Source organism: Akkermansiaceae bacterium, assembly GCA_017798145.1.
Lineage (GTDB): Bacteria > Verrucomicrobiota > Verrucomicrobiia > Verrucomicrobiales > Akkermansiaceae > Luteolibacter.
Window position 1 is genome coordinate 3717754 of the sequence record CP059069.1, and the last position, 25750, is coordinate 3743503.

Sequence of the window (25750 nt, forward strand, 5' to 3'; positions counted from 1 at the left end):
GGGCAAGTGTGCTTTGTGAAATTTTTCACAAAGTCCGGGCGTGATGGGCAAAGCTGAGACGCTGAAAACCGAAATGCTGAAAAGGGGAGCCCACCGGAGCCGCCAAATATTGATTTTCATTGAGGTTTGCTGGGGATCATATCAGATGGACACAAATCAGACAGTCATGAAAACCCCTATCTCCGCAATTCTCTGGACGCTCTCCGTATCGTTCCTCGCCGCGCAGGATGCCTCGCCACCTGCCGGCCCCGCCCCCGTCACCGGGAAAATCAGCGAGATCACACTTTACCAGGGCACCGCAGTCGTCTCGCGGCTGGTGGAGATCCCGGCAGACAAGACCGGCTCCTTCGAAATCGTGATCGGTCCGCTGCCATCCGCCACCGATGCCTCCTCCGTCCACGCGGATCAGGCGAAAGGGGTCACCGTCCGCTCCGTTGCCTGCCGCAGCCGCCCGCCGGAGGAGGCCGCGAAGCTCCAGGGCCGGGCGGGCGAGGTCACCGATGCGATCGACGCCCTTGAGGTGAAGACCGCGATCGCCAAGAACGAGATCGCCCTGCGCCGCATCCGCCAGAACTACCTCAAGGACCTGCAGAATTTCGTCGCCCCCGCCGCCGCGCAGGAGATGACCCATGGTGTCATCCAGTCGAAGGAGATCGAGGCCGTCACCCAGATGCATTTCCGCGAGTATGAAAAGGCCTCCCAGGAAATCATGAAGCTCGACCTCGAGATCCAGGAGGACGCGAAGGCTCTCGAACTGCTGGAAAAGGAAAAGGCCACCCTCGCCGCCGGGCCGCCCGTCACTTACGATGCGGTCGTCTATCTCGACAAGCCCGCCGCCGGGCCGGCCAGCATCAGCCTGAACTACTTCGTCGGCGATTGCGGCTGGTCTCCGGTTTACAATGTCCGCGGCGACACCGCCTCCAAGGGCGTGACCGTTGAGTTCAACGCCCTCATCTTCCAGGTCAGCGGCGAGGACTGGAAGGACGTGAAAGTCGCCCTCTCCACCGCATCGCCCAAGACCAGCGCCTACAATCCGCGCCTCTCCCCGCTCTACGTCGATGTCTCGACGGGCGGCGGCGCCCAGGGCGGCAACGCCGACTCCTACAAATCCGCAGTCCAGGAAAAGAACGTGGCCATCAAGTCGCAGTTCCTCGGCAAGTCCACGGATGAGATCGCCAGCCAGAACTTCCGCGCAAACGATTCCGCCGCCAGCGTGCAGCTCATCGAGCTTTCCGAGCGGCTCAGCGAGCTGCGCCTCATGGATCAGGGAGGCGAGGAGGATCTCAGCATCCGCTACGAGCTTGCCACGCCGATCAGCGTCATCAGCCGCCGGGATGCGCAGATGGTCCCCGTCCTGCAGCACCAGGCACCCGCGAATTTCTACCACATCGCCGTGCCCATCCTGACGAACTCCGTCTTCCGTGAGGCCGAGCTGGCGAACGCCACCGGCCGCGACCTCCTCGGAGGCCAGGTGAATGTTTTCCTGGACGGCGAATTCAAGGGTCGCACCGAGATCCCGAGCATCGCCCGCGGGCGCACCTTCACCCTCGGCTTCGGCGTCGATGGCCAGGTGAAAGCCCGCCGCACCCTCGTGGACCGGCGCGATGATGTGCAGGGCGGCAACCGCCGGGTCTCCGTCAGCTCCGAGATCATCATCGACAACTTCAAGCAGGAGCCCGTGAAAATCCGCCTCCGCGAGCGCATGCCCTACATGGAGGACACCACCAACCTCCGCGTTTCCGTCGGCGAAATGAGCCAGGAGCTCAGCACCGATGCGGACTACCTCCGCTACGAGAAACCCAAAGGCATACTCCGCTGGGATCTTGATGCGCCTCCCGGCTCCCTCGATAAATCCACCTCCCTCAAATACACTTACTCCCTCGAGTTCGACAAGAGCCTCACGCTCCGCGACATCAACAAGGAGCAGAAACAGCGCGCCCAGCAGGAGTTCCTGAAGGAATACAAGAAATAGGCCATTCGGGCGCTCGCCGAGCCGGCCGCATCTCAAGGCAGTTTTGAGGGAGAGCAAGCGATGGATGGCAAAGGTCGTGAGATCCCAACCATCATTCTCCGCATGCCATGCCATTTGCCAAAATGAGTCGCCGGAACATCGCCGCGAATGTCGCGGCGAATTTCCATCCCGGCAGGGATGACGGCTTGTAGCCGGGCCTTGGGCGCGGCGACACCCCCGGATTTCCGGCGGCATGATCCGCACCCCGGTCAGGGGTGCAGGCGGCTCCCCATGGCCGGCACGCCCGGCTGGCACACCTCCGGCGTGCAATGAATGGTTTCCACCCCCATCCGGGGGTGGCGCTCGTCCCTCGCCCAGCCATCGCCGAGGGCTCACTCAGCCCCGTGTCGTCTTCCGGAAATTTTTTTGGCAATCAGTCCAGGCGCCCCTCGCTAGCCTGCGTCACCACGCGACTTGGCTCAATCCCTGATATGGGCGTTGGAGCTGCGGGGGTAGGTGATGGTTACAGAGTTGTTGGGGGGGATTGTGAAGGAAGCTTGGCCGGGAACTGCGACGTCGAGGTCGGTGTGGTGGGTATTGGTGACGTGAAGGATGAGGAAAGGGTCGCCGGGGTCTTCGGTCGCTTGGAAGGAGTGGGAGGTTTTCGCGCTGTTGACATCGAGCATCGTCGGGGTGAACGACTGGATGTTGATGGGGAGGCCATCGTCGTTGGCGATGATGGTGGTTACCGCCCAGGTTCCGAGGACGAGTTCGGCGGTCAGGCTCAGCGCGACAGTGGAGGTGAATGTGATTTCGATCATGGCGATACGCTGATAGCGAAAGCGCGTCTGGTTGGGTAGCAGGATTTCGGGGGAAAGGTGCTGGTGGAAAAGGGGAATTCTGGCTTTGATTTCCGCCGTGAGGAAAGACCGACTGGATGCCCTGCTTTTCAACCGCGGGTTGTGCGATTCCCGTGAGCAGGGGAAACGCCTTGTGCTGGCGGGGGAGGTGAAGGTGGATGGCCATGTGGTGGACAAGCCGGCGGAGCGTTTTTCCGAGGAGGCGGTGGTGGAGATCAGGGAGAAGCCGCGCTTCGTCGGGCGCGGGGGGCTGAAACTTGAGGGGGCGCTCATCCATTTCGGGATCGATGTGACGGGCTGGACTTGCCTGGATGTCGGTGCCTCGACGGGCGGTTTCACGGATTGCCTGCTGCAGCGGGGGGCGGCGAGGGTCCATGCGGTCGATGTCGGGACGAACCAGTTGGTTTGGAAATTGAGGAACGATCCGCGGGTGGTCTCGAGGGAGAGATTCAACGCCCGCCACATGGAGGAGGTGGATCTGGGCGAGAAGGTGCGGCTGGCGGTGATGGACCTTTCCTTCATTTCCCTGACCAAGGTTCTCCCGGCGGTGTTCCGCGTGCTGGAGGAGGGCGGGGAGCTGGTCTGCCTGATCAAGCCGCAGTTTGAGCTGGAGCGGGAGGACGTCGGGAAGGGCGGGATCGTGCGGGACGAGGGATTGCGGGAGCGCGCCGTGGAGAAAATCCGGGCTTTCGTGACCGAGGAACACGGTCGTGAATGGCTCGGCGTAGTCCCGGCAAGCATTTCCGGGACGGACGGAAACCAGGAATTCCTGGCTTGGATCGGGAGGAAAATTTGAGAAAAAACGAATAAAATCCTCTGGCGTGTGTCTCGTTATGGACTACGGTCACGCCGGATATTGATCCAAACCAACCAAGCCAAACCAAAATAGAAACCATGAAATTACTACTGACAGCGTTCTGCGCAGCCATGATCACCACTCCGCTCGCCTTTGCTGGCGACAAGTGCGAGAAGAAGAAGTGCGACAAGGAGAAGGAGGAATCCACCCTCGTCGCCGAGAAGTGCAAGAAGAAGTGCGACAAGGAGGAGGAGGAGTCCACCCTCGTCGCCGAGAAGTGCAAGAAGAAGTGCGACAAGGAGGAGGAGGAGTCCACCCTCGTCGCCGAGAAGTGCAAGAAGAAGTGCGACAAGGAGGAGGAGGAGTCCACCCTCGTCGCCGAGAAGTGCAAGAAGAAGTGCGACAAGGAGGAGGAGGAGTCCACGCTCGTCGCCGAGAAGTGCAAAAAGAAGTGCGACAAGGAGGAAGAGGAGTCCACCCTCCTCGCTCATTGCGGCAAATGCGGCAAAGGCGACAAGCACGAAAAGGAAAAGGAAGAGGAAAAGAAAGAAGGCACGCTCCTCGCCGAGAAGTGCAAGAAGAAGTGCGACGGTGAGAAGGAAGAGTCCACTCTCCTTGCCTGATACGCAGCACGTAACAATCAAACAAAAAAAGCCGCCGGTGACATCCGTCGGCTTTTTTTTGTGCAACAGGGCAGGCCAGACCCCAGCCCGGAAGCCCTTCCGATGTCCGGCCCCGATCCAGGGCGGCCGTGAAAAATTGGGGAGACAATTGCCAGGCGGTGGGGCATTTTACCGGGGAAGACATGGGGAGCCTCTCGCACGCGTGGAAGCAATGGCTGGCCGAAAACGGCCCGCGCCTGCTTCTTTTTGCAAGGGGCTGGGGAAAGACCAGGGAGGATGCCGAGGATCTGGTGCAGGAAGCGGTGCTGAAGATGTGGCACTACCAGCAACTCGAAAACCGCGGCGGCGGCCCGCCCGACCTGCCGCTGGTGTTTTCAACGATCCGCTTCGCCGGGCTGATGCTGCACCGCTCGGAAAAACGCCGCCGCAAGCGTGAGGAATCCATCCTGTATCTGAACGATTTCCAGGATGTGTGGCTGGATCCGGTGCTTGAGGAGGACGAGGAGGCGCTGTTGCTGCGCGAGGCCGTGCAAAACCTGAGCGGCAAGCTGCGCGAGGTGGTGGTGATGAAGACATGGGGCGGCCTGACCTTTGCGCAGATTTCCGAGACGCTTGCCATTTCCCCCAACACGGCGGCTTCGCGATACCGATATGCGCTGGAGCAACTCTCGGCCACGATGAAAAAAGTAAAGGAGGAACGGAGTGCCGGAGCCTGATCCATACAGGGATACAGAGGATGCCCTGATGCGGCTGATGCCTGCCGGGCTCAGCTGCGCTGCGCAGTCTGAGATCGAGTCCCGGCTGGAGGAACTCTGCGGTGATGGGAAGCTGTCTGCGGCGGCTACCCCTGGATTTTCCCGGTGGATTGCGGCAGCCGGGATCGCGGCGGCGCTTGTCTGCGGCTTCGCGCTTTTCCCCCGCGACGGGGCGGTTCCGCAGTCCGTGAAAATTCCCGATAACATTGCCGAGGAACCGGAATTCGTAGTGCTCAATGAATCCGACCGCGTGGAAGAGGTCAGAGATGAGGGGCTATTCGTGGATTCCGGCGGCTCGGCGGTCAGGAAAGTCCGGGTGAGGTTTATCGGGGAAAGAAGGGTGCGGGACGAGGAAACCGGCATCGTCGTGACCCTTTTGGAGCCGCGCGAGGAGATGTTTCTCCTGCCTGTCAGCACTTTCTGAGAAGATATGCGCAACTCCCTCCGTCTTCTGGCCGTGGCTTTTCTGGCTGCATCCCCCGGGTTCTCCCAGGAGGCGAAGCCGGTCGACGCACCGCCGGAATCGGCCGCCGCAGCCTGGCTGGGTCTCGGTGTTTCCAAGCCGGACGACACCACGACGACCCAACTGCCGGCTCTACCGCCCGGGATCGGCTTCGTCGTGAGCCAGTTGGTCGAGGGTGGGCCGGCTGAGAAGGCCGGTATCCGGAAGCTCGATCTTCTCTGGAAAATGGGCGAGCAGATGCTCGTGAACGAAGGCCAACTGGCGACCTTGCTCCGCCTCGCAACGCCCGGGGAAGAGATTACGGTTTCTGTTTTCCGCGAGGGCAAATCGCTCGATCTCAAGGTCAAGCTCGGTGTGGGCAAGGTTTCGGACGAAGCACAGATCAGGCGGATGCTGGCGGATTCGGTGATGCGGAGCGACGACGGCGCCCTGAGGGTGGTGGATCTTGAGGGAAAGAAGGCGATGGTTTCCAACGAGATGGGAAGCGCGGAGGTTTCGCGGGTGAGCGAGGGCGATTCGGTCCGGATCCTTGATGCCGAGGGGAAACTGATTTATGAGTGCATCCTTCGGGGGCGTCATGAGCTATCCACCGTGCCCAATGTCTGGAGGCGCCAAGTGTGCGCGATGAGGCGCGGGCTGGATCATGCGCTAAGCGAAAGTGCAGCCCCATTGCGCAGCCCAAGGCCGCGAATCGTACCGCCTCCGGCAGAGCCTTGAGAATGATGGAGTCCGCTTTGGCTAGGGCACGGGGGTGGTGGTGACACTGAGCCTGAGGAACCGGTATCCGGTTGAGAACGGGGCGGTGGCTGTAACGGCATTCTCGGCACCGGGAGTTCCTTGGTCTATGCCTTCCGTGCTCCAACCGAGCAGATCCGCGGATCCTTCGACCGAATAACTCACATCGTTGCGGATCTTCGGATAGGTGAGCCTCAGCTCCGAGGGAGGCGTGCCGGATGTGGCGGCAATCGGATTCGAGCCGCTGCCGGAGTCCGAAGGGTTTGTGCCGATCGCATACTCGACGAGGTTTGGAACCCCATCGCCGTCCGCGTCATCCTTTTCACCGCGCAGTCCGGGCGGCAGATCGAGGAGTATCATCGCATCGGAAAACGCCGAGCCGGATGAGAGTGCCGTGAAGCTCCTTTCAACGGGAGCCGCCGCCTGGTAGGAAACGCCGTTGAAAAATCCACCCGGCTGGGTCGCGACGATCCGCACGAGCCCCGGTGCGCGGGGTGTGAAAATGTTGCGGTTGATGCCGGTGAACACCCCGTTTCCTTCGACCAACGCGAGGGTTACGGGCAGGCCGGAACTCGAGGTGACAAAGACGAGCTGCCCCTCACCGGCCTTTGCGGTGATGAGCTGGGGGAAGCTGATGGTCTGAGGAGTATCCGGATTCACCGCAGGGCTGATGCTGAAAAAGCCGTCCACCGGTGTTGCCGGCTCATAGATGTCATTTCCCGGCTGTCTCGCCCTGACAGAGAAATTTCCCGTGCCGCCTGTCGGCGTGAGCAGGTTGCCGCTCGCCGTTACCGGGCCGCTCAGGACTTCATAGACTATGGGCAATCCGGAGGAGGCGACCGCTCCTGGGTCGAACGGGACGGAATTTGCGGGAAAGGCTGTGCCGCCGGGAAAGGTGATGGTCTGCGCAAGTCCCTCAACCGGCACAGTACGGCTGCGCTCGACAGGTGCGTAGAGCGCGTTCCCCGGATGTGACATCCGATAAGACACAATGCCGCGGATCCCGTCGAAGGTCAGGGTATTTCCGGAAATGCTGCCGGGGCCGGAAAGAACTTCGAAGGCGAGGGGAAGGCCGGAGTCCAGGGAGTCGTTGAGGGTCAGCGGGGGGCTGGCAATGGTTTGGTTGGCGTAGGGGGATCCGAGAAAGGACTGCCGGACTTTGCAAAGCCCGAGGCTGGAGGTGATGCCTGCGCCATCGGTCGTGGCGGCTTTGATGACGCCCGTTGCCTTCGACTCGAAAGAGGAAAGCGCTGTGCCGGTGCTTCCGCCGAACTCCGTGATTTGCACTTCGGTGAAGAGGGTGGCGGTCACCTCGAGATACTCGTTTTCCGGCAGGACGATATCGATGAATCCACTCCCGCTGCCGCCAAGGCTGTTCCAGGCTCCGTTACCGTTGCCGAAGACGCTGACGACGTTGTTGCTGATCAGCGTGCTGGTGTTGTTCTGCGCGTGAAGGACATCGAAATTCCCGAATTGGGTCGCTTGGGTCTGGTTGTTGTTTTTGCGTTTCCGGACTGCTACGATCTCGAAGAACGTCCGTCCTTGGTTTCTCCAAATCCTGCCTGCCGGGAAGGTTCCGGCGAGCGCGGACTGCAGGGAAGCCGTGAGCCTCACGGTGGCGGAAGTCGCTCCGGGCAGCGGTGTGACTTCGATGCGGTCACGGTTCACCTTGAGGCTCGTTCGGGAGTATGGGCGCTGATAATTGAAGGTGTAAGAAGGAACCGGGCTGGTGACATTGGTGAGGTTCAGGCTTGTTGTAGCCTCTCCATAAAGTGTGAGCCCCTGGCCCTGATCGGTGCCGTCCGTGCTGCTGGCCCTATAGAACCCGCTCCTCCGGAAAGCCGACCCTGCGACCTCGTTCTGGCTCATGTCCGAGAATTCCTGAGGGAGTTGGAACGGAGCCGTGAAAGTCTGGACGATGGGCAGGGTGGTGCCGTTGCTGCCGGTTGCGAGGGAAAATTCGTAGGGTGCATTTTGCGCCGCCAAGCGTGAGATGCCTCCGAACAGCAGTGGGATGAACAGGGTAAGCGGGCTTATGCGCGGCGAGATCCGGGGCAGGGATAAAGGGCGGTTCATCGGATGTTTCTGGAGGTTGGACGGTTTCGTGTAAATAGGCATGTATGCCTATGCGATTTCGATCCAGCTGCCAAAGCGGGAGATGAGCTGGAAGCGGTTCGTCGCGGAAAGTTTCTTGAGTAGGTTGGAAACGTGGTGGTCTGTAGTGCGCTTGGAGATGCCGAGCTGGGCGGCGATCTCGTGATTCCCCAGGCCTTGGCAGATCATGCGCAGTATGGTCATTTCCCTCGGCGTGATCCGCTTGGCCAGATGCCCTCCAATGTCCTCTGCAAGCTGTGCCTGCTTTTCCATCTCCATATCGATCGCATAAAGCCTGGCAACCAGATGTCCCCTGAGGAGCGAGGCCTTGAGGTGCTGCGCACGGCTTGCAAGGTTCGGAAAGTGATAGGTCAGGACGACCCCGCGCCCGCTTTTGATGAAGACGTGCATGACCAGCTGGTCAACGATGCCGAGTTCTTTCGCGACGCAGCGATAGAAGGGGAGCTTCCGGAATTCCTGATCAGGGAGACCCTCCCTCATCCGCTCCACGGTATCGACATAGCGTGCCTTTCCCGTGCTGAAATCGATGTAGCGTTGGAATGTGGGATGTGTTGGGAGGGTGCGGTAGAGCGAATCCAGCACAAGGCCAACGGCCTCCGCGTGCGAGGCGGATGTACCCACCCTGGTCAGGGTCATCTTCTCGTCGTGTTCATTCCAGTTGGCGAAATGGGAGCCCAGGAACGCGGGCAAACGGTGCAGGGCGTAATCCTCGAAGCCGGGAAAATCCCGGATTTCCTGGATCTCCCGGATTATCTTTTCAAACTCATCACGGTCTCCTTCGGTCAGGTCAAGCACACGGAATCAACTGTTAGGGATCCTCGGATTCTCATCCGGTTTTGCATTCTTGCAATCCACTATTTCCATCAAGTTTACGGGCGTCGGAAGCGTGTGCGGATCCCGTGAGCGGCGGAGCTCAGATCTTGCAGCCCGCGAGTTTCAGGGCGCGGGTGAAATGCTTTTTTTCGACGGGTGTGATGGAGAGGCGGGTGCCTTTCTGGCAGACGAGCATTTCGGAAAGGACTTTGTCGGCCTTGATTGCCTCCAGGGGTAGCAGCTCATTGAAGGTGGCGACGTGTTCGAAATCGACGAGATACCAGCGGGGCTTTTCCTCGGTTGCCTTGGGATCGTGGTATTCGCCGTTTTTCTCGAACTGGGTGGGATCCGGATAGGAGGCGGAGGCCACTTTTGCGACACCGGCGATGCCGGGGGGCTTGGCGTTCGAGTGGTAGAAAAGGGCGAGGTCGCCCACTTTCATGTCGCGCCACATGAAGTTGCGCGCCTGGTAGTTGCGCACGCCCGACCACGGCTCCTGATCGACCTTTTCGAGATCCTGTATGGAGAAAACGTCGGGTTCGGATTTGATGAGCCAGGGCATGGGGGTGAATGCTTGAAACGAAAACGCCGAGAAACTGAAATCAGGGAAAAGATCTGCGAAATTCGAGCATCTCAGATTTTCAGCGTTTCAGCTTTTACTATCCGCAGGACCGGCAGGTGTTCCGGGCCAAGCTCCAGGCCGTTGGCGGCGCGGAGATCGGTTTCGATGGCCTGGAGAACATCGAGCTCGGGGCGGAAATCGGCGGCGTGGTAGGAGGAGCGGACGAGCGGGCCGGAGGCGCAGTGGCGGAAGCCTTTGGCGATGGCGATCTGCTTGTATTGAGCGAACTGATCCGGGTGGATGTATTCGATGACAGGCAGGTGCTTCGGAGTGGGGCGCAGGTATTGGCCGAGGGTGAGGACGGTGACATCGTGTTCCAGCAGGTCGTCCATGGCACGGAGGATTTCCTCGTGGCGCTCGCCGAGGCCGAGCATGATGCCGGATTTGGTGGCGACGTGGCCGTTGACCATCTGCTTGGCCTTCTTCAGGACGGTGAGGGAGCGCTGGTATTTCGCGCGGGAGCGTACGAGCGGGGTGAGGCGCTCAACGGTTTCGAGGTTGTGGTTGAAGATGTGCGGGCGGGCGTCCATGACCATCTGCAGCGCCCAGTCGCGGTCGTTGAAATCGGGGACGAGGACTTCGATGATGATCTCCGGGTTCACCTCGCGGACGGCGCGGATGGTTTCGCGGAAATGCTCCGCTCCGCCATCCTTGAGATCGTCGCGGGCGACGGCGGTGATGACGATGTGGCGGAGGTTCATCCGGCTGGTGGCCTCCGCGATGCGGGCGGGTTCGTCGGATTCGAGTGCGTCGGGTTTCGCCGTTTTCACGGCGCAGAAGCCGCAGGCGCGGGTGCATTTGTCACCGGCGATCATGAAGGTCGCGGTGCCCTGGCCCCAGCATTCCCAGCGGTTCGGGCACTGGGCTTCCTCGCAGACGGTGACAAGCTTGAGATCTGTGATCAGGGACTTCGTAGACCAGAAGGCCGGGTTGTTGGGCAGGCGCACCTTGATCCAATCGGGCTTGCGCTCCCGGTGGAGGGTGGGATCCATGTTCATTTTCGGGCCGCAGGCGGACATGTGGTGGAGGCTAAATTTTAAACTCGAAACTTCAACCCCCAAGAAGAGGTTTCTGGGGTTGCTTCCGGAATTGGGATTGATGATTTCCGCCGGCGGTAAAGGATGGCCGCCGTGAACGACGCGGCTTTGGGATTTTTCGATTCGGGTGTGGGCGGTTTGACCGTGGTGCGGGCGGTGCAGGATCTCTTGCCGGGTGAGGATGTGGTTTATCTCGGCGATACGGCGCGCTTGCCCTATGGCTCAAAAAGCCCGGAGACGATACGGCAGTTCGCGGCGGAGGATGTGGATTTCCTGCTCTCCAAGGGGGTGAAGGCGATCGTGGTGGCCTGCAATACGGCGACGGCCCATGCCCTGCCGAACTTCTGGGAGAGCTGCCCGGTGCCGGTGATGGGTGTGATCGCTCCGGGGGTGGAGGCGGTGTTGGCGGACAAGGACGCGGAGCGAATCGGGATCATCGCGACGCGGGGAACCATCCAATCCCATGCCTACCAGCATGCGCTGGCGACGCGGAAGCGCGGGCTGATGATCCACGGGGTCGCGGCGCCTCTGCTGGTGCCGCTCATCGAGGAGAACTGGATTTCCGAGGAGGTGACGAAGGAGGTGCTGCGGAAATACCTGGAACCGCTCATCGCGAAGGGGATCGATACCCTGATGCTGGCCTGCACGCACTACCCGCTGCTGGTGCCGGTGCTGGAGGAGATTTTGCCGGATGATGTGCGGCTGGTGGATTCCGCGACGACCTGCGCGGAGCAGCTCAAGGGGATGCTGGAGGCGAAGGACTTGCTGAACCGGAAGACGGATGAGGGCAAGCTGGAGATTTACCTGACCGACCTTTCGGAGCAGTTCGAGGAGCTGGCGAAGCGGTTCTTGCGAAGGCCGACAGGGAAGGTGCGGCGCGCGGTGTTGGGCGGTTGAAACTTCAAGCCCTGAATTTCGACTGCCGGGAAGATTGGCTTCGCTACCGGCTTGATTGGAAAAGGATTTCCGGGGACGAATCGGACATGTCGGTTTATCTCAGGATGATGGTGATCCTTGCGGCTTTCGCCGTGGGGGCTTTTTCTGATGATACCAATGGGGCTGTTCGCGATCCGGGTTTTCATCCCTTGCCGGTTGTCATTGTTTTTGTGATGGCGGCCTTTTTCGCCATCTTTGGGGGAGGTCTGGGTGTGGTGTTTGCAGGAAGATCTGCTCCCTTGGCGAGACCCGGCCTTTCGGTGCCGTTTTTCACGAGGGGGCATCCTCTCCAGTTCTTTTATTTCACGGGGTTCATTTTTCTGGCCGCAGGACTTGGGTTTACGGCCAGGGGGATTCGGGCAGGGTTTTCCCTGGACGGCTTTCTGGTGATGGGGGCCGGCCTGGGGATGCTGGCGGGATGCCGTGCGGTGATGGCGGTTTTCCGGAGGCGCTTCGCCTCCGTGTAGGGCGCGGCCAGCCTGGATGATGTGGCCCAGGCATCCTTTGGGAGGTGGAGATCTTGCTTACAGCAGGTCGTAGCTGCGGCCGCCGACGCCTTCGTGCCAGCGAATGTAGGCGCGGTTGACCATGGCGAAGCCGCCGGGGGTGGGGTAGTCGCCGGTGAAATACCAGTCGCCGCAGGGCCCCTTGATGGAAGCGTGCAGGTTTTCGATGGATTGGTAGATTACCTCGACCTCGCCGCTCCACTCGATGTCCTCGGGATAGACCATGCGGCTGATCTCGGCGGAGATTTCCTCGGGGGTGAAGGCTTCGTAGACGCCTTGGACGCGGTTGCGGCGCTCGGCGGCGGGCTTTTTCAGCTCCTCCTTGCATTCGTCGTAGATGCGGTCGAGGAGGTGCTGGCGGCCGGCCCGGCGGTGGAGGGCGACGGCGGCGTTGAAGGCGATGAACTTGCCCAGTTCCGACATGTCGATGCCGTAGCAATCCGGGTAGCGTATCTGCGGGGCGGTGGAGCAGATGACGATCTTCGACGGCTTGGTGCGGGCGAGGATTTTCAGGATGGATTTCTTCAGCGTGGTGCCGCGGACAATGGAATCGTCGAGCACGACGAGGTTGTCACCGGGTTTCACCGCGCCGTAGGTGATGTCATAGACGTGGGAGACGAGCTGGTCGCGGCCTTTCTCTTGGGAGATGAAGGTGCGCATCTTGATGTCCTTGTGGGCGATCTTCTCACCGCGTGGCCAGTTGCGGAGAATGAGCTCATCGACCTTTTCCGGGGTCAGGGTTCCGGCGGCTGCGCCTTCGAGTATGGCCATGCGCACCTGCTGGCGGCGATAGAGGCGGAGGCCGTCCATCATGCCGTGGTAGGCGGTCTCGGCGGTGTTCGGGATGAAGGAGAAGACGGTTTTCTCGAACGCTTCTCCGATGGAGGCGACGACCTGATCGACGAGGGCGGAGCCCATGGCCTTGCGCTCGCGGTAGATCTGCGGGTCGTTGCCGCGGGAGAAATAGATTTTCTCGAAGGAGCAGGGGGTGAATTTCTGCGGGGTGTGGAACTGGGTGTCGGAAAATGTTCCGTCCGCCTTGATGACGATGACGGAGCCCGGATCGAGGGCCTTGACCTGATCGGCCTCGGCTTCGAAGACGGTCATGAGCGGCACGCGCTCGGAGGCGAAGGCGATGACATCATCGGTGATGAGCATGTGGCAGGGGCGGATGCCGCGCGGGTCGCGCATGACGAACATGTCCCCGTTGCCGACCGCACCGCAGATTGCGTAGCCTCCGTCCCATGGCTCGGCGGATTGGGCGATGATGTCCGGGATGTCGAGCGCGGCGGAAATGTGATCGGGGATCTCGGCTCCGGGCATCCCCTGGTCGCGGAGCTTGTGGTAGAGGTTGGTGTGCGCCTCGTCGAGGTGGTAGCCGATCTCCTCAAGGACCGTCTGGGTGTCGGTGCCGAAGACCGGGTGCTGGCCCCGCTGGATGAGCGTGTCGTTGAGCTCGGCGGCGTTGGTCATGTTGAAATTCCCCATGACCATGAGGGTGCGAGTGGGCCAGTTGCTGCGGCGCAGGTATGGATGGCAGGAGCCTTCGTCGAACTCGCCGCTGGTGCCGTAGCGCAGGTGACCCATGAGGATCTCCCCGCCGAAGTCGAAGTTCGCCTTGACGCTGTCCGGGTTGTGCTTATCCAGCTTTTCCTTGCGGTGCATCTTGAAGAAGGATTTCACCTCCTTGCGGAAAATCTGAGCAAGGGCGTCGGCCTCGATACCGCGCCTGCGGTGGACGTAGGGTTTGCCGATGGGCATATCGAGCTTCACGCAGCCGATGCCGGTGCCGTCCTGGCCTCGGTTGTGCTGCTTCTCCATGAGGAGGAACAGCTTGTTCATGCCCCACAGGCAGGTGCCGTAGCGGTCGTGATAGTACGCAAGCGGCTTGCGAAGCCGGACAGCGGCGATGCCGCATTCGTGGTTTAGGTGGTCGCTCAAAATTTCAAATTCTAGAATTCAAAGCCTAGGGAAGACTCATGGGGCGACTTGCACGCGTACACCCTCAGTGGCGTTCATTGTCCCAAGGATGTGGCCGCCTGGGCCGGCTTTCAGGGCGGAATCGACATCTGCTTCCGCGACGATGGCGACCCAGCCTATGCCCATGTTGAAGGTGTGGAAACGGTCTTCGGCATCGACCTGGTCGAGGAGTTTCTCGATGCCGGGGAGGTTCCACTTCGGGATGGTGAGATCGGCCCCCATGCCGACGAAGAGGCGTTCGAGGTTTTCAGGGAGGCCGCCGCCGGTGATGTGGGACATCGCTTTGGGCTTGATCCCGGATTTCTTGAGGTCGTTGACGACATCGTCATAAAGGCGGGTCGGCTCCAACCATGCGGAAAGCTCCTCCTCGGTGACTACGCCAGGCCCAATTTCCTTGAGGGCGCGGCGGACGAGCGACCAGCCGTTGGCGTGGATGCTGTTCGACTCGTAGCCGATGAGGACATCGCCGAGGGCGAGGGTGGTGGGGTCGATGAGATCCTTTTTCTCCGCGCAGCCGATGCAGAAGCCGGAAAGCTCGAGCACATCCACGGGGACGATGCCGGGCATTTCGGCGGTTTCGCCGCCGGCGAGGATGCAGTTGCAGGCTTCGAGGTAATCGGCCATTCCGCCGATCACGCGGGTGATCTTCTCCTCGTCGAGGGCGGCGATGCCGATGTAGTCGAGGAAGAGCAGGGGGTCGCCGCCGGTGGTGAGGATGTCGTTGACCGACATGGCGACGAGATCCTTGCCGGCGGTTTCGAGCATGTCATTTTCAAGCAGGAGCTCCAGTTTCGTGCCGACGCCGTCGCAGCCTGTGACAATGACCGGCTGGTCGTATTCGGATAGGTCGTAGCAGGCGGCGAAAAGTCCGAATGCGCCTAGCAGCTTGCGGTTGCGCTGGGTGCGTTTCACGTGCCCCTTGATGTCCCCGACGAGTGATGCGGCTCTCCGCGTGTCAACTCCTGCCTGCTGATAAGTGAGCTTGCCTGCCATTGGTGTGCCCGGGTTCTAGGCAGGCCAGGGGAGGGGGTCACGCAGAAAAGCGCGTTTCCGGGCGATTGGGGGGGGTGCAGCGGCGGGGGGGCATCGGGAAAGCGGCTTGCATGGCATGGGGTGATGCCCCGCGGCTGTGATATCTCAGCGATTTTCAAGCGCGGCCTTTGCGCCGGGAATGTCTTCCGGGACATCCACGTCCGGTAGCGGGCTCAGCAGGTGAAAGGTAAGCCCGGCCTTCCGGGCGGCCTCGCAGGATTGAGGAAGCACGAGTTCCGTGCCCCATGAAATCCCTTGGAAGACCGCAGGCTCGAGTTTCGCCATCCCGATGAGGTAGTAGCCGCCATCAAGCGCCGGGCCGAAAACGAGATCGTGTTTTCCGAGGGATGAAGCGGCTTCCTCAAGCGCGGCCTGATCCATCTCCGGGCAGTCCGTGCCCACGATGAGCACCTTTTCCGCCCCGGCCGCGAATTCCTCCCCGGCCGCGATCCTCATTCGTTCCCCCAGATCGCCGTCCGCTTGCTGCCGAAAATGGAATTCGCCATCGGCAAGCCAACACTTCGCCTCCGTGGTGGTTCCGCCGGTGAAACAGATCGTCATCTTGCGCCCTTGTCCGGCGCTGCAAAAAGAAGCGGCGCGTGAGATGCAGTGGCGTGCGAGACGGCCGTGGAAATCCATGGCGCCAATCGCCCCGAGAGCCGGGATGAGGCGTGTTTTCACAAAGCCCTCCGCAGGCAGGCGTGTCATCACGATCAGGGACAGTGCGGGCATCTTGGGCGACAGTGACGAAGATCTGCCGTAGCTCCAATCAGAATCAGCGGGTGGGAATGGGTTTGCAAACCCGGCGAGTGCGGGCAACTTGGGTTGGTCTTGTCCATGGACTCTGGCCGCGCATGCAAGGATGCGGCTGTCGTTTGGCATTGGCATCAGGTTTCCCATCATTTCCGTTTTGAACAGACATCCATTCATCACCTGGTTCGCATCGAATCCCGTTGTCGCGAACATCCTGATGTTGTCCATCCTTGGGGCGGGCGTTTTCACGGCGCTCAATGTCAGGAAAGAGGGTTTCCCCGCCTTCGCGGCGGAGTCCGTGACCATCACGGTGCCGATCCGCGGGGGGACTCCGGAAAACGTCGAGCGCGGTGTTGCGATCCGCATCGAGGAGTCGCTGAAATCGGTCAACGGCATCGAGGAGATCCGCTCGGAGAGCACGGACAGCCTTGCGACGGTGACCGTCGAGGCGGTCGAGGGCTATCCGATCAACAAGCTGCTCGACGATGTGAAGATCCAGGTCGATGCGATCCCGAGTTTCCCGGAACAGGCGGAGAAGCCGGTGGTGAAGGAAAACAAGCGCAGCAACCAGGTTCTCTGGATCGAGATCTATGGCGATGCGACAGAAACGGTGCGAAAAGAGACGGCGCGGAAGATCCGCGACAAGCTGCTCGCCCAGTCGGCGATCTCGCTGGTGGAGACCTTCGGAGCGCGCGATTACGAGATTTCCATCGAGCCATCCGAGCAGCAGCTCCGCAGATACGGCCTGACTTTCCGCGAGTTGGCGGATGCGGTCTCGGCGAATTCCGTGGATCTCGGCGGCGGCGATGTCCGCTCCGACCGGGGCGACATTTCCCTGCGCGCCCGCGATCAGGCATACCGCAAGGCGGATTTCGAGAGCATCCCCGTCAGGACGGATCCGGACGGCGCCCGGATTTTCGTGAGGGATGTGGCGCAAGTGCGCGACGGCTTCGTGGACCAGAAATTCCTCAACCGTTTCCGCGGCCAGCCGACGACGAGCCTCAACGTCGTCACCGAGGGCAACGACGACATCATCAAGGCGGTGCAGCAGGCGCGGGAGGTGGTCGATGGCCTTGAGGATCTGCCGGAGGGGGTGGAGGTTGCCCACTGGCTGGATGGCTCCACGAAGATCAAGGACAGGCTGATCCTGCTCGGGAAAAACGGCGGTCTCGGCGTCCTGCTGGTGCTCGGCATCCTGATGCTTTTCCTCAACCTCCGTCTGGCCTTCTGGGTCGCCATCGGCATCCCGGTCTCACTGGCCGGTGCGGTGACGCTGTTCCCCATTCCCGGCCTCGATCTCTCCGTGAACATCATTTCCGCCTTCGGGTTCCTGGTGGTGCTCGGGATCGTGGTGGACGATGCGATCGTCATCGGCGAGTCGATCTACTCGGAAAAGGAGGCGAAGGGCGACGGCGATGGGGACGCGATCGCCACCACGGTCATGGGCGTAAGCCGGGTGGTCACTCCGGCGACCTTCGGGGTAATCACCACCATCGCCGCCTTCCTGCCGCTGACCCAGGTGAGCGGGCGGCTTGGAAACGTGTTCGGCCAGATCGCGACGACCGTGATCTTCTGCCTGATCTTTTCCCTGATCGAATCGAAACTCATCCTCCCCGCCCACCTCGCCCACATCAATGTCCACCGGAAGCCGGGGAATCCCATCACGAAGGCGTTCACCCGTTTCCAGAAAGCCATATCCAACTGCTTGAGAAGCCTCGTCCTCAGGGTCTATCTCCCCGCCGTGAAGCGCGCCATGCCATGGCGCTACGCGGTGCTCGCCACCTTCATCGCCATCTTCATCCTGGTGATCGGGCTGTTTCCCGCAGGCCAGCTGCGCTTCGTGTTTTTCCCGAACATCTACAACGACGATGCAAGTGCGAACCTGAGCCTGGAACAGGGTCAGTCCGTCGATTACCTCCACAGCCAGGCGCAACGCATCGCTGACGAGGCACGGAAGCTCGGCGAGCGTTATGAAAGGGAGATAGGCCAGAATCCGTTTGTGGAAATCCAGGTCGCCGCAAGCACGAACACGGATGCATCGATAGCCGTGGAGCTGACCCGCTCGACCACCCGCGAGTCGCTGCCCTCGGAACAGATCGTCAAGGACTGGCGGGAAGCGGTCGGCAGCGTGGCGGGCGCGCGCTCGCTGACCTTCAAGGCCACTGCCGGTCCGCCGGGCGGGGATCTTGCGATCAACCTGGAGAGCGAGGATCTCGCGGAGCTTGAGAAGGCGGCCAAGGAGCTTTCCGATGAGGTCGCGACCTACCCCGGCACCTTCGACATCAGCGACAGTTTCAAATCGGGCAAGCCGGAGATCACCTACTCGGTCACGCCGGAGGGTGAAGCGGCGGGCTTCACGAGGCGGGATCTCGCGGAGGGTGTGCGGGATGCGTTCTTCGGGCGCGAGGCGCAGCGGGTGCAGCGCGGGCGCGACGAGCTGCGGGTGATGGTGCGCTACCCTCAGGATGAGCGGGATTCCCTGGAGACCCTGCGCGAAATGCGGGTCCGCGCACCGGATGGATCTGCGGTGCCTTTCCCTGTCATCGCGGACACCGAGTTCGGAAATGCGCTGGCATCCATCGAACGCATCGACAACAAGCGCGTTGTCACCATCCAGGGCTCCGTCAACAAGGCGCTGACCTCCTCCGACGAGGTGGTGACGCGGCTTGAGGAGAAATTCTTCCCTGAGTTCCTCGCGAAATATCCGTCCATCTCCATCACCGAGAGCGGCGAGGTGGAGCAGCGGAAAAAATCCATCGGCTCCCTGCTCACCGGCTTTGTCTTCTCCATCGTGTTCATCTACGTGCTCATCGCGATCCCGCTGCGCAGCTACCTCAAGCCGCTCATCATCATGTCGGTGATCCCCTTCGGCATCATCGGCGCACTGCTCGGCCATTACATGATGGGCCTGCCGATCTCCATCCTTTCGGTGTTCGGGATCCTGGCACTTTCGGGGGTGGTGGTGAACGATTCGCTGGTGCTCGTCTGCGCGGTGAACGACCTCCAGGATGAGGGCAAACCGCTGGCGGAAGCGGTGACCATGGCGGGCGTGGACCGTTTCCGCGCCATCCTGCTCACCTCCCTGACAACCTTCTTCGGCCTCGCGCCCCTGCTTCTGGAAACACAAGTCCAGGCACAGTTCCTGAAACCCATGGCCGCCTCGCTGGCCTTCGGGATCGCCTTCGCAACACTCATCACCCTGTTCCTGCTGCCCATGCTCTTCCTCATCGTGAATGATGTGAGGAAACTCCTCAGGGCATACCTCGGATTGGAGCGAAAAGCGATGCAGTAGGGAACCCGGACCCGGGGGATTTCGCTACGCTTTCCCCAAGCCGCTCATCGTGCCGGTGGAGGTGGCGAAATGGCCGCATTCCAAGCCAAGGTTTTGCAACATGCTCAGGTAGAGGTTGGGCAAGGGGTAGTTGTCTGTCTGGGAAAAGGCGAGGTGGTGGCCATGCGTGAAGCCGCCCCCTGCGAAGAGGACGGGCATGTTGCGGTTGTCGTGGGAGGAGGCGTTGCCGAGGTTCGAGGTGAGGAGAACCATGGTGTCATCGAGCAGCTCGTGCTTTTTGAGCTCACGGAGGAAATTCCCCCAGTTATCGACGGTGGTTTTTTCCACGATGGCGAGCTGCTCGAGTTTTTTCGGGTTCTGGCCGTGGTGGGAAAGGGAGTGGTAGGCCTCCTCGACTCCATCGAGGGCGCGGACGTTGTTTCCGGCGCAGTGGAGGGTGACGAAACGGGTGGAGTCGGTGCGGAGGGCGAGGGCGACGACATCGAGCATGGCGCGCATCTGGTCGGGGGCGCTGTTGTTGTCAGCCTGCGCCGGCGGGGCGCCGACCTTGGGCTTCGGGCGGCTGACCCATTTCTCGTTGGCTTCGAGCCTGGTCTCTAGCTCGCGGACGGATGTGAGCCATTCGTCCATTTTCTCACGGTCACCCTGGCCGAGCTGGCGGCCGAGGGCTTTGGTCTCGTCCCGCACGATGTCGAGGATGGACTGGCCGCGCCCGTTGATCTCGGACTGGCGCTGTTTCGCGGCAGGGGTGTCCTCGGTGAAAAGCCGGGCGAAAAGTTCGCGGGCATCGTCGATGGCGGGGATCATCGCGCCGTTTTCGGTGTAGGAGGGGGAGCGCGATCCGCGGGTGTTGAGAACCAGTGACGGGAAACGGGTCTGGTGGCCGAGGTGCTTTGCCATGAGCTGGTCCAGGGACACCGTGTTCGCCTTGGCGGAGTTCCGTTCCATCGGGCAGGCGGAGAAAATGGATGCCTCGGCCGCGTGGCCGCCCTTGACGCCGGGGTGGGAGGTTCCTGAGATGACGGTGAAATCCTCGCGCAGATCCTGGATGTCCTTGAGATACGGGGAGGGCATGTATCCGCGGCCTTTGCCCTTCGGGATCAGCAGCGGGTTGTGCAGTCCGAGTGCGAGCGAAACCCCGACGAATCGGCGCGGATTCACAGGGGCTCTGGAGGCGGCGAATGCGGGCACCATCGCATCGAGCATCGGCAGGCAAAGCGCGATGCCGGCCCGCTTGAGGACGGTGCGGCGCGAAAGTGATTTTCCGGTGGAGATGTGCATGCCGTGGGCTGTGCGGGGTTATTTTTCGAGGAAAAGCTGGCTGGTGAGGGTTGCCTTCAGAAGCGTGCGCAGACCATAGCCATTGTTACGGGCTTGCTGGGTGATTTTTTTCAGAACGTCCTTGTCGCTGAAACGGATCTCCCCGCCCGTGCCGTAGCGCAGGAGCTGGCCTACGAAGGCTTCGGCGAGCATCTCCGGCCGGGCAAGCTGGATCTCCCGCCACCCGTCGAAATCCGCGAAATCGCGTCCCTCCGGGGTGGTTCCGCTCGGATCGATCCGGGCGGACTTTTTCGGCTTTCCGTAAAATTCCCGGACGCTGCCCACGGGATCGAAACCCTCCAGCGCGAAGCCTGCGGGATCGATCTTCGCATGGCACGAGGCGCAGGCGGCGGAGTCGCGGTGCTTGTCTAACAGATCGCGGACGGAGACCGCGCCCCTTGTGTCCGGCTCGATGGCGGGGATGTTCGGTGGCGGCGGGTCGATGTGGCGGCCGAGGATGCGCTCGTTGACGAAAACCCCGCGCACGACCGGCGAGGTGACCGAGCCGTCGGCGGTGACTTTCAGGATCGCCCCCTGGGTGAGCAGGCCGGAGCGCGAGCCCGGCGGAAGCGCGACCTTCTGCAAGCCCCCGCCCGGGCGCACCTTCAGCTTGCCGAGGCCGTAGTGGGTCTGGAGCCGGGTGTCGAGGAAAGCGAAATCCGATTTCAGGAAATTCCCAACCGGTAGGTCTTTCGCGATCATCTCGGAAACGAAAGCCCGGGTCTCTGCGGCCATTGCCTGTTGCAGGCCGGAATCGAAATCACGGAATCGCACGGGATCCGGCTGGGTGGCATCCATGTCGCGCAGCTCCAGCCATTGGTCGGTGAAGGAGGTGATGAAGCGCGATGATTTCGGATCGGCGAGCATGCGGTCGATCTGTGCGGAGATGACCGCAGGTTCCTGGAGTCCGCCGCTCCGCGCGAGCTCCAGTAGCTCCGCATCCGGGATGGATTTCCAAAGCATGTAGCTGAGTCGCGAAGCGATCGCATGGCCACCGAGCGAGCCGGGTGTCTCATGGAAGGTCAGGAAATTCGGCGAGCAGAGCATCGCATGGTAGCCCTGGCGCATGGCCTGTGCGAAGCCGTCGCCGGATTTCAGCGCGCCGGAAACCAGCTCCACGTAAGGTGCGAGTGTGGCCCCATCCACCGGCCTGCGGAAGGCGCGTCGCGCGAAATCCCCCAGCAGGCGCTTCGCCGCCCCCGCGTCACCCGGGCCGTTCCGTATCCCGTTTTCATCCAGACCGGGGAAGAGTTTTGCCATCACCTCCGCGCGGCTGCCGTTGGGGTGCACTCGCTTCACCGTGATCGCCGTGAAACTCAGTCCGTCGTATCCCTCTTTTTCGAGATTCCTTCCTTTGAAAATCACCGTCCCGCCGTCCCCTCCCACGACATTCGACCGGGCGGACTTTTTCCCGCCCTCGGATGGCTTGAGAATCAGGCAGTGACCCTTCCTGATCCAGGCGCGGAAAGTCTGGTCGGAGGGGTTTTCCGCACCCTCCACAAGGCCGATGGGAAATTGCAAGGGCTCGTTCGACTGGCCGGCTCCGGAGTTCAACGTAGCCCAGACGGCTCCGTCATCGCCCCGGTTGATGCCGCTGGCGGAGTGGATGGTGACATCATACCAACCGTCCTCGGGGACATCCGTTTCGGGCAGGCGGCCGTAGAACTGGACGCCCATGTTCCATGAAACCACATGCTTTCCGAACTTCTCGGGCCCGCGGTAGTTGCCTTTCTCATAACGGTGGGTCAGTTCGCCGATCCCGTGGCGCTCAAGATAGGAGGGATCGCTGCCGAGGATGCGGGAGAAGGCCTCTTCAAGGGCGATGTCGGAGGCGTTGAGATAGTTTTCCAGATGGAAATGGCTGAGCTGCTGATGGGCTGCGGTGTTGGTGAAGCCTTCGTCAGAGTCCGCCGTCAGGGAATCCTGGAGCCTCACTCCGACACCGAGCAGATCGTGAACGCTGTTCTCATACTCCTCCCGGGTCAGGCGGCGCGCCTGCACGCGACCCTCCCGCACGATGATGGACCGGTCGGTCTCGTGCAACGGCCCTGCGACAGAGGAAAGGAAGGCCTCGAGATCCGCTCCGGGGGGGCGCTTGTTTTCCTTTGGCGGCATCTCGCCTTCGTGGACTTTCCGGAAGACCCTTTCCCATGTGGCGAAGTTCGCGGGGTCGGCGGGATCGAATTTCAGGCCGAGAAGGTTCAGTTCCGCCTCCGCCCCGATGTCGTCGTGGCATTCGTAGCAGTGGGTTTCGAGAAACGGCTCGAGCAGGGCACGGGTATCCTGCTGCGCAGGCGACAGATGGGCGGCAAGCCATGTGAGGAGAAAATAACGCATCGGAACTTCCGGGAAATTACGGCGTATCCCCCGGGATGCTATCACGCGGCGGCTACAGCGCGCCGAACCTGCGGTGCCTGTTCCTGAATTCCTCGACAGCTGCGAAGAGGTCGCCCTGGCGGAAGTCCGGCCACATTTTCTTCACAATGACGATTTCCGAATAGGAGATCTGCCAGAGGAGGAAATTGGAGATCCGCATCTCCCCGGAGGTGCGGATGAGCAGTTCGGGATCCGGGATGCCGGCGGTGTAGAGGTGTTGGGAAAACAGCTCGGGGGTGATCTCCTCCGGGGAAAGCTTGCCGGCAAGGGCGGCCTCGGCGATGGAGCGGGCGGCGGCGGTGATTTCCTCGCGCGCTCCGTAGGAGAGGGCGAGCACGAGGGTCATGGAATCGTTGTCCTTCGTATGCTCCTGGATGCGGTCGAGGCGATCGCGTGTGGATTGCGGCAGGCGGGCTATCTGGCCGATGGCGCGCAGGCGCACGTTCTGCTTGTCGAGTTCCTCCGCCTTTTCATCAAGGAATCGGTCGAGCAAGGTCATCAGCGCCTCGATCTCCGCCTCGGGGCGGTTCCAGTTCTCGGAGGAGAACGCATAGAGCGTGAGGTATCTGACGCCGAGTTCCTTGCAGGCATCCATCACCTCGCGGACGGATTCCGCACCGGCGCGATGCCCCTCTGCGCGGGGCAGCCCCCGCTCCTTTGCCCAACGGCCGTTGCCGTCCATGATGATCGCGATGTGCTGCATTGAAATTTTGGATTAAGCGGTCGGGGCTACAAACTCTGCTCCTCCCGATAGGAGCCACCGTAGCCCGGAGTGTAGAGGTGAAGGGGGACGAAATGTGCGATTTGTTCGAAGTGTTTGTCCAAGGTGAAAATGCGGAGACGGTCATGGATGGCGATGGAAGCGATGAGAATGTCCATCCACGGCAGATTGAGGCCTTCGCCACGGAGTTTCCAGGAAAGCGCAACGGAGCGATCCCAATCCTCCTCGGTGCATCTGCGGTAGGGAAGGCTTTGGAAATGCCCGGCGAGCTTTTGCCTTTCCGTTTTCCGGGCGCCGCCGAGCACTTCAAGTCGAACCGGTGAACACCAAAGTGCTTTTTGCTCCCCGAGCAGACCTTCCAGCGCAGATTTGACTTCGATCCTGCCTTTTTGGCGGAACCCTTCGATCCAAGCGGAGGAGTCAACAAGAACCACGGTGAGGTCAGTTGTATAGGTCAGGAACGGGATTGGCTACGTCCTGCCCGTTTTCATCCAGAACCGTATCAGGGTAGTCGAAGGCGTTTTCGCGAATCATGCGTCCGAATTCCTTCGATTTCTGCCGATTGACGTAGTCTTTGACTGCCCTGGCGATCGCAGCGCTCTTGGATTTGTCCCCTGTGATTTTCAGAAGATCCGTCAGGATCACTTCATCGATGTCGGCTGTGATTCTCATGCGACCGATATAATCCTCAATTTGCATCAAATTCAACATGGAAATGATGAAATCTGAGGATTTGTTGTCAAATTGCAGTAAGCGTCTGCCTCCGGTCCGGTCCCACACCCACGAAGGCGATTGGCGCGTCGCAGAGCTCGGAAAGGCGGGTGAGGTAGGCTTTCGCGTTTTCCGGGAGCTGGTCGTAGCTGGTGCAGGCGGTGGTGTCCGCTTTCCAGCCGGGGAGGGTCTCGTAGATCGGTTGCGCGCGATCCCAGAATGAGCGGTCGGCGGGCGGGAGTTCGTGGCGGTCGCCATCAATGTCGTAGGCGACGCAGATTTTCAGTTCCTCATATTCGTCGAGGCCATCGACGTTGGTTACGGCAAGGCCGGTGACCCCGTTGACCATGCAGGCGAAGCGGAGCAGCACCGTGTCCAGCCAGCCGCAACCGCGCGGGCGGCCGGTGGTCGCGCCGAACTCACGGCCGAGGTCGTGGAGGTATTTGGAAAGCCCTTCGTCTCCGGTGGGGAAGGGGCCGGAGCCGACCCGGGTGGTGTATGCCTTGCAGACGCCGATGACGGATTGGATCGCGGTCGGCGGGAGGCCGGTGCCGGTGGTGGAGCCGCCGGCTGTGGTGTTCGAGGAGGTGACGAAGGGGTAGGTGCCGAAATCGATGTCCAGAAGGGTTCCCTGGGCGCCTTCGAAAAGGAGGTTTTTCTTCGCTTTCCACGCCTTGTGGAGGACGGGGATCGTGTTGGTGACGTGCGGGCGCAGGCGTTCGAAGGCCTCATAGGTTTCCTCGATCACGGATTCCGCCGTGAAAGTGGGGAGATCGTATTTCACGAGGATCTCGTTCACCTCCGCGACGCGGCGGGTGATCTGCGCCTCGGCAAAAGGCCTGTCCAACAGATCCGCCATGCGCAGTCCGCAGCGGTTGATCTTGTCCGCATACGCCGGGCCGATGCCGCGCTTCGTGGTGCCTATCGCCTGGTCACCGAGCGAAATCTCGCGGGCGGCATCCAGTTCCTTGTGGAAAGGCAGCACCACATGGGCGCGGTCGGAGATGAGCAGCTTGCCGGCTCCGATGGTGATGCCCTGTCCCTCGATGCGTTCGATCTCGACGCAGAGGCCGATGGGATCGACGACAACGCCGTTCCCGATGACGTTGACCTTGTCATCCCAGAGGATGCCGGAGGGGAGGAGGTGGAGGACGTATTTCGTGCCCTTGGCGATGACCGTGTGGCCAGCGTTGTTGCCGCCCTGGCCGCGGATGACGACGTCGGCGCTTTCGGTTAGGTAATCGACGATCTTGCCTTTTCCTTCGTCGCCCCATTGGAGGCCGGTGATGACTGTGTTCATGATTTTTTTAACCGCGAATGAACGCGAATTTTCGCTAATTTTTAAGAGGAATG

The 25750-nt window shown here is 61.3% G+C and carries 23 protein-coding genes; 9 read left to right on the forward strand and 14 right to left on the reverse strand.

Annotated features, from left to right (window positions below; all coding sequences use genetic code 11):
- The first annotated feature begins 166 nt into the window (after positions 1 to 166).
- Positions 167 to 1972 (forward strand): DUF4139 domain-containing protein, encoded by a 1806-nt coding sequence (locus tag HZ994_15970; GenBank protein QTN33745.1) that lies wholly within the window; start codon positions 167 to 169, stop codon positions 1970 to 1972.
- Between the two features lie 458 nt (positions 1973 to 2430).
- On the opposite strand, the gene HZ994_15975 is transcribed toward HZ994_15970, so the two are convergent.
- Positions 2431 to 2772, reverse strand: coding sequence for a hypothetical protein (locus HZ994_15975; protein ID QTN33746.1), 342 nt, complete (start codon positions 2770 to 2772; stop codon positions 2431 to 2433).
- A gap of 97 nt (positions 2773 to 2869) precedes the next feature.
- Here HZ994_15975 and HZ994_15980 point away from each other — a divergent pair, with 97 nt between their 5' ends.
- The 5 genes from HZ994_15980 (at position 2870) to HZ994_16000 (ending at position 6165) form a co-directional block, all read left to right on the forward strand.
- Positions 2870 to 3607 carry a TlyA family RNA methyltransferase gene (locus tag HZ994_15980; protein ID QTN33747.1) on the forward strand — a complete coding sequence of 246 codons (738 nt, stop codon included), beginning with the start codon at positions 2870 to 2872 and terminating at the stop codon, positions 3605 to 3607.
- A 98-nt stretch (positions 3608 to 3705) separates the two neighbouring features.
- Positions 3706 to 4230, forward strand: coding sequence for a hypothetical protein (locus HZ994_15985; protein QTN33748.1), 525 nt, complete (start codon positions 3706 to 3708; stop codon positions 4228 to 4230).
- Between the two features lie 182 nt (positions 4231 to 4412).
- A complete protein-coding gene (locus tag HZ994_15990) occupies positions 4413 to 4946 on the forward strand; it encodes an RNA polymerase sigma factor (GenBank protein ID QTN33749.1) in 534 nt (177 codons plus the stop codon).
- Between the two features lie 37 nt (positions 4947 to 4983).
- Positions 4984 to 5409: a hypothetical protein gene (locus HZ994_15995; protein QTN33750.1), complete on the forward strand. Its 426-nt coding sequence runs from the start codon at positions 4984 to 4986 to the stop codon at positions 5407 to 5409.
- Positions 5410 to 5415: 6 nt separating this feature from the next.
- Positions 5416 to 6165 carry a PDZ domain-containing protein gene (locus tag HZ994_16000; protein QTN33751.1) on the forward strand — a complete coding sequence of 250 codons (750 nt, stop codon included), beginning with the start codon at positions 5416 to 5418 and terminating at the stop codon, positions 6163 to 6165.
- 21 nt (positions 6166 to 6186) lie between these two features.
- On the opposite strand, the gene HZ994_16005 is transcribed toward HZ994_16000, so the two are convergent.
- From HZ994_16005 to lipA, 4 genes are all read right to left on the reverse strand, one after another.
- Positions 6187 to 8259 carry a hypothetical protein gene (locus HZ994_16005; GenBank protein ID QTN33752.1) on the reverse strand — a complete coding sequence of 691 codons (2073 nt, stop codon included), beginning with the start codon at positions 8257 to 8259 and terminating at the stop codon, positions 6187 to 6189.
- 48 nt (positions 8260 to 8307) lie between these two features.
- Positions 8308 to 9093: a hypothetical protein gene (locus HZ994_16010; protein QTN33753.1), complete on the reverse strand. Its 786-nt coding sequence runs from the start codon at positions 9091 to 9093 to the stop codon at positions 8308 to 8310.
- 118 nt (positions 9094 to 9211) lie between these two features.
- Positions 9212 to 9673, reverse strand: a complete 462-nt coding sequence (locus tag HZ994_16015) for an EVE domain-containing protein (GenBank protein ID QTN33754.1) — start codon at positions 9671 to 9673, stop codon at positions 9212 to 9214.
- 71 nt (positions 9674 to 9744) lie between these two features.
- Positions 9745 to 10752 (reverse strand): lipoyl synthase, encoded by a 1008-nt coding sequence (gene lipA / locus HZ994_16020; protein ID QTN33755.1) that lies wholly within the window; start codon positions 10750 to 10752, stop codon positions 9745 to 9747.
- Between the two features lie 102 nt (positions 10753 to 10854).
- Between lipA and HZ994_16025 the strand changes: the two genes are divergently transcribed.
- Both HZ994_16025 and HZ994_16030 read left to right on the forward strand, forming a co-directional pair.
- The gene (locus HZ994_16025; GenBank protein QTN33756.1) at positions 10855 to 11667 is read left to right on the forward strand and encodes a glutamate racemase; all 813 of its coding nucleotides are present in this window, start codon (positions 10855 to 10857) and stop codon (positions 11665 to 11667) included.
- Positions 11664 to 12173 (forward strand): hypothetical protein, encoded by a 510-nt coding sequence (locus HZ994_16030; GenBank protein QTN33757.1) that lies wholly within the window; start codon positions 11664 to 11666, stop codon positions 12171 to 12173. The genes HZ994_16025 and HZ994_16030 overlap by 4 nt, the downstream gene beginning before the upstream one ends.
- Positions 12174 to 12230: 57 nt before the next feature.
- Here HZ994_16030 and HZ994_16035 read toward each other — a convergent pair whose 3' ends face one another.
- The 3 genes from HZ994_16035 to HZ994_16045 form a co-directional block, all read right to left on the reverse strand.
- A complete protein-coding gene (locus HZ994_16035; protein ID QTN33758.1) occupies positions 12231 to 14153 on the reverse strand; it encodes an amidophosphoribosyltransferase in 1923 nt (640 codons plus the stop codon).
- A gap of 36 nt (positions 14154 to 14189) precedes the next feature.
- Positions 14190 to 15185, reverse strand: a complete 996-nt coding sequence (purM, locus tag HZ994_16040; protein ID QTN33759.1) for a phosphoribosylformylglycinamidine cyclo-ligase — start codon at positions 15183 to 15185, stop codon at positions 14190 to 14192.
- 144 nt (positions 15186 to 15329) lie between these two features.
- Positions 15330 to 15956, reverse strand: a complete 627-nt coding sequence (locus HZ994_16045) for a TIGR04282 family arsenosugar biosynthesis glycosyltransferase (GenBank protein ID QTN33760.1) — start codon at positions 15954 to 15956, stop codon at positions 15330 to 15332.
- A gap of 166 nt (positions 15957 to 16122) precedes the next feature.
- Here HZ994_16045 and HZ994_16050 point away from each other — a divergent pair, with 166 nt between their 5' ends.
- Positions 16123 to 19269 (forward strand): efflux RND transporter permease subunit, encoded by a 3147-nt coding sequence (locus HZ994_16050; protein ID QTN34425.1) that lies wholly within the window; start codon positions 16123 to 16125, stop codon positions 19267 to 19269.
- A gap of 24 nt (positions 19270 to 19293) precedes the next feature.
- Here the strand turns inward: HZ994_16050 and HZ994_16055 are convergent, their stop codons facing one another.
- The 6 genes from HZ994_16055 to HZ994_16080 all read right to left on the reverse strand — a co-directional run bounded on the left by HZ994_16055 (position 19294) and on the right by HZ994_16080 (position 25697).
- A complete protein-coding gene (locus HZ994_16055) occupies positions 19294 to 20550 on the reverse strand; it encodes a DUF1552 domain-containing protein (protein QTN33761.1) in 1257 nt (418 codons plus the stop codon).
- Positions 20551 to 20568: 18 nt separating this feature from the next.
- Positions 20569 to 22971 carry a DUF1592 domain-containing protein gene (locus HZ994_16060; protein ID QTN33762.1) on the reverse strand — a complete coding sequence of 801 codons (2403 nt, stop codon included), beginning with the start codon at positions 22969 to 22971 and terminating at the stop codon, positions 20569 to 20571.
- Between the two features lie 7 nt (positions 22972 to 22978).
- Positions 22979 to 23668 carry an isoprenyl transferase gene (locus HZ994_16065; protein ID QTN33763.1) on the reverse strand — a complete coding sequence of 230 codons (690 nt, stop codon included), beginning with the start codon at positions 23666 to 23668 and terminating at the stop codon, positions 22979 to 22981.
- Positions 23669 to 23694: 26 nt separating this feature from the next.
- The gene (locus HZ994_16070; protein QTN33764.1) at positions 23695 to 24120 is read right to left on the reverse strand and encodes a PIN domain-containing protein; all 426 of its coding nucleotides are present in this window, start codon (positions 24118 to 24120) and stop codon (positions 23695 to 23697) included.
- A 7-nt stretch (positions 24121 to 24127) separates the two neighbouring features.
- Complete coding sequence (locus tag HZ994_16075) at positions 24128 to 24358, reverse strand: type II toxin-antitoxin system VapB family antitoxin (GenBank protein QTN33765.1); 231 nt, start codon at positions 24356 to 24358, stop codon at positions 24128 to 24130.
- A 67-nt stretch (positions 24359 to 24425) separates the two neighbouring features.
- On the reverse strand, positions 24426 to 25697 hold the full coding sequence (locus tag HZ994_16080; GenBank protein QTN33766.1) for an adenylosuccinate synthase: 1272 nt from the start codon (positions 25695 to 25697) through the stop codon (positions 24426 to 24428).
- Positions 25698 to 25750: the final 53 nt, after the last annotated feature.

What these genes read in the sequence shown, in the direction of transcription:
- HZ994_15970 (QTN33745.1), top strand. Translation starts at nt 167, where the DNA reads ATGAAAACCCCTATCTCCGCAATTCTCTGGACGCTCTCCGTATCGTTC.
- HZ994_15975 (QTN33746.1), bottom strand. Translation starts at nt 2,772, where the DNA reads ATGATCGAAATCACATTCACCTCCACTGTCGCGCTGAGCCTGACCGCC.
- HZ994_15985 (QTN33748.1), top strand. Translation starts at nt 3,706, where the DNA reads ATGAAATTACTACTGACAGCGTTCTGCGCAGCCATGATCACCACTCCG.
- HZ994_15990 (QTN33749.1), top strand. Translation starts at nt 4,413, where the DNA reads ATGGGGAGCCTCTCGCACGCGTGGAAGCAATGGCTGGCCGAAAACGGC.
- HZ994_15995 (QTN33750.1), top strand. Translation starts at nt 4,984, where the DNA reads ATGCCTGCCGGGCTCAGCTGCGCTGCGCAGTCTGAGATCGAGTCCCGG.
- HZ994_16000 (QTN33751.1), top strand. Translation starts at nt 5,416, where the DNA reads ATGCGCAACTCCCTCCGTCTTCTGGCCGTGGCTTTTCTGGCTGCATCC.
- HZ994_16005 (QTN33752.1), bottom strand. Translation starts at nt 8,259, where the DNA reads ATGAACCGCCCTTTATCCCTGCCCCGGATCTCGCCGCGCATAAGCCCG.
- HZ994_16015 (QTN33754.1), bottom strand. Translation starts at nt 9,673, where the DNA reads ATGCCCTGGCTCATCAAATCCGAACCCGACGTTTTCTCCATACAGGAT.
- lipA (QTN33755.1), bottom strand. Translation starts at nt 10,752, where the DNA reads ATGTCCGCCTGCGGCCCGAAAATGAACATGGATCCCACCCTCCACCGG.
- HZ994_16025 (QTN33756.1), top strand. Translation starts at nt 10,855, where the DNA reads ATGGCCGCCGTGAACGACGCGGCTTTGGGATTTTTCGATTCGGGTGTG.
- purM (QTN33759.1), bottom strand. Translation starts at nt 15,185, where the DNA reads ATGGCAGGCAAGCTCACTTATCAGCAGGCAGGAGTTGACACGCGGAGA.
- HZ994_16045 (QTN33760.1), bottom strand. Translation starts at nt 15,956, where the DNA reads ATGCCCGCACTGTCCCTGATCGTGATGACACGCCTGCCTGCGGAGGGC.
- HZ994_16055 (QTN33761.1), bottom strand. Translation starts at nt 20,550, where the DNA reads ATGCACATCTCCACCGGAAAATCACTTTCGCGCCGCACCGTCCTCAAG.
- HZ994_16065 (QTN33763.1), bottom strand. Translation starts at nt 23,668, where the DNA reads ATGCAGCACATCGCGATCATCATGGACGGCAACGGCCGTTGGGCAAAG.
- HZ994_16075 (QTN33765.1), bottom strand. Translation starts at nt 24,358, where the DNA reads ATGAGAATCACAGCCGACATCGATGAAGTGATCCTGACGGATCTTCTG.
- HZ994_16080 (QTN33766.1), bottom strand. Translation starts at nt 25,697, where the DNA reads ATGAACACAGTCATCACCGGCCTCCAATGGGGCGACGAAGGAAAAGGC.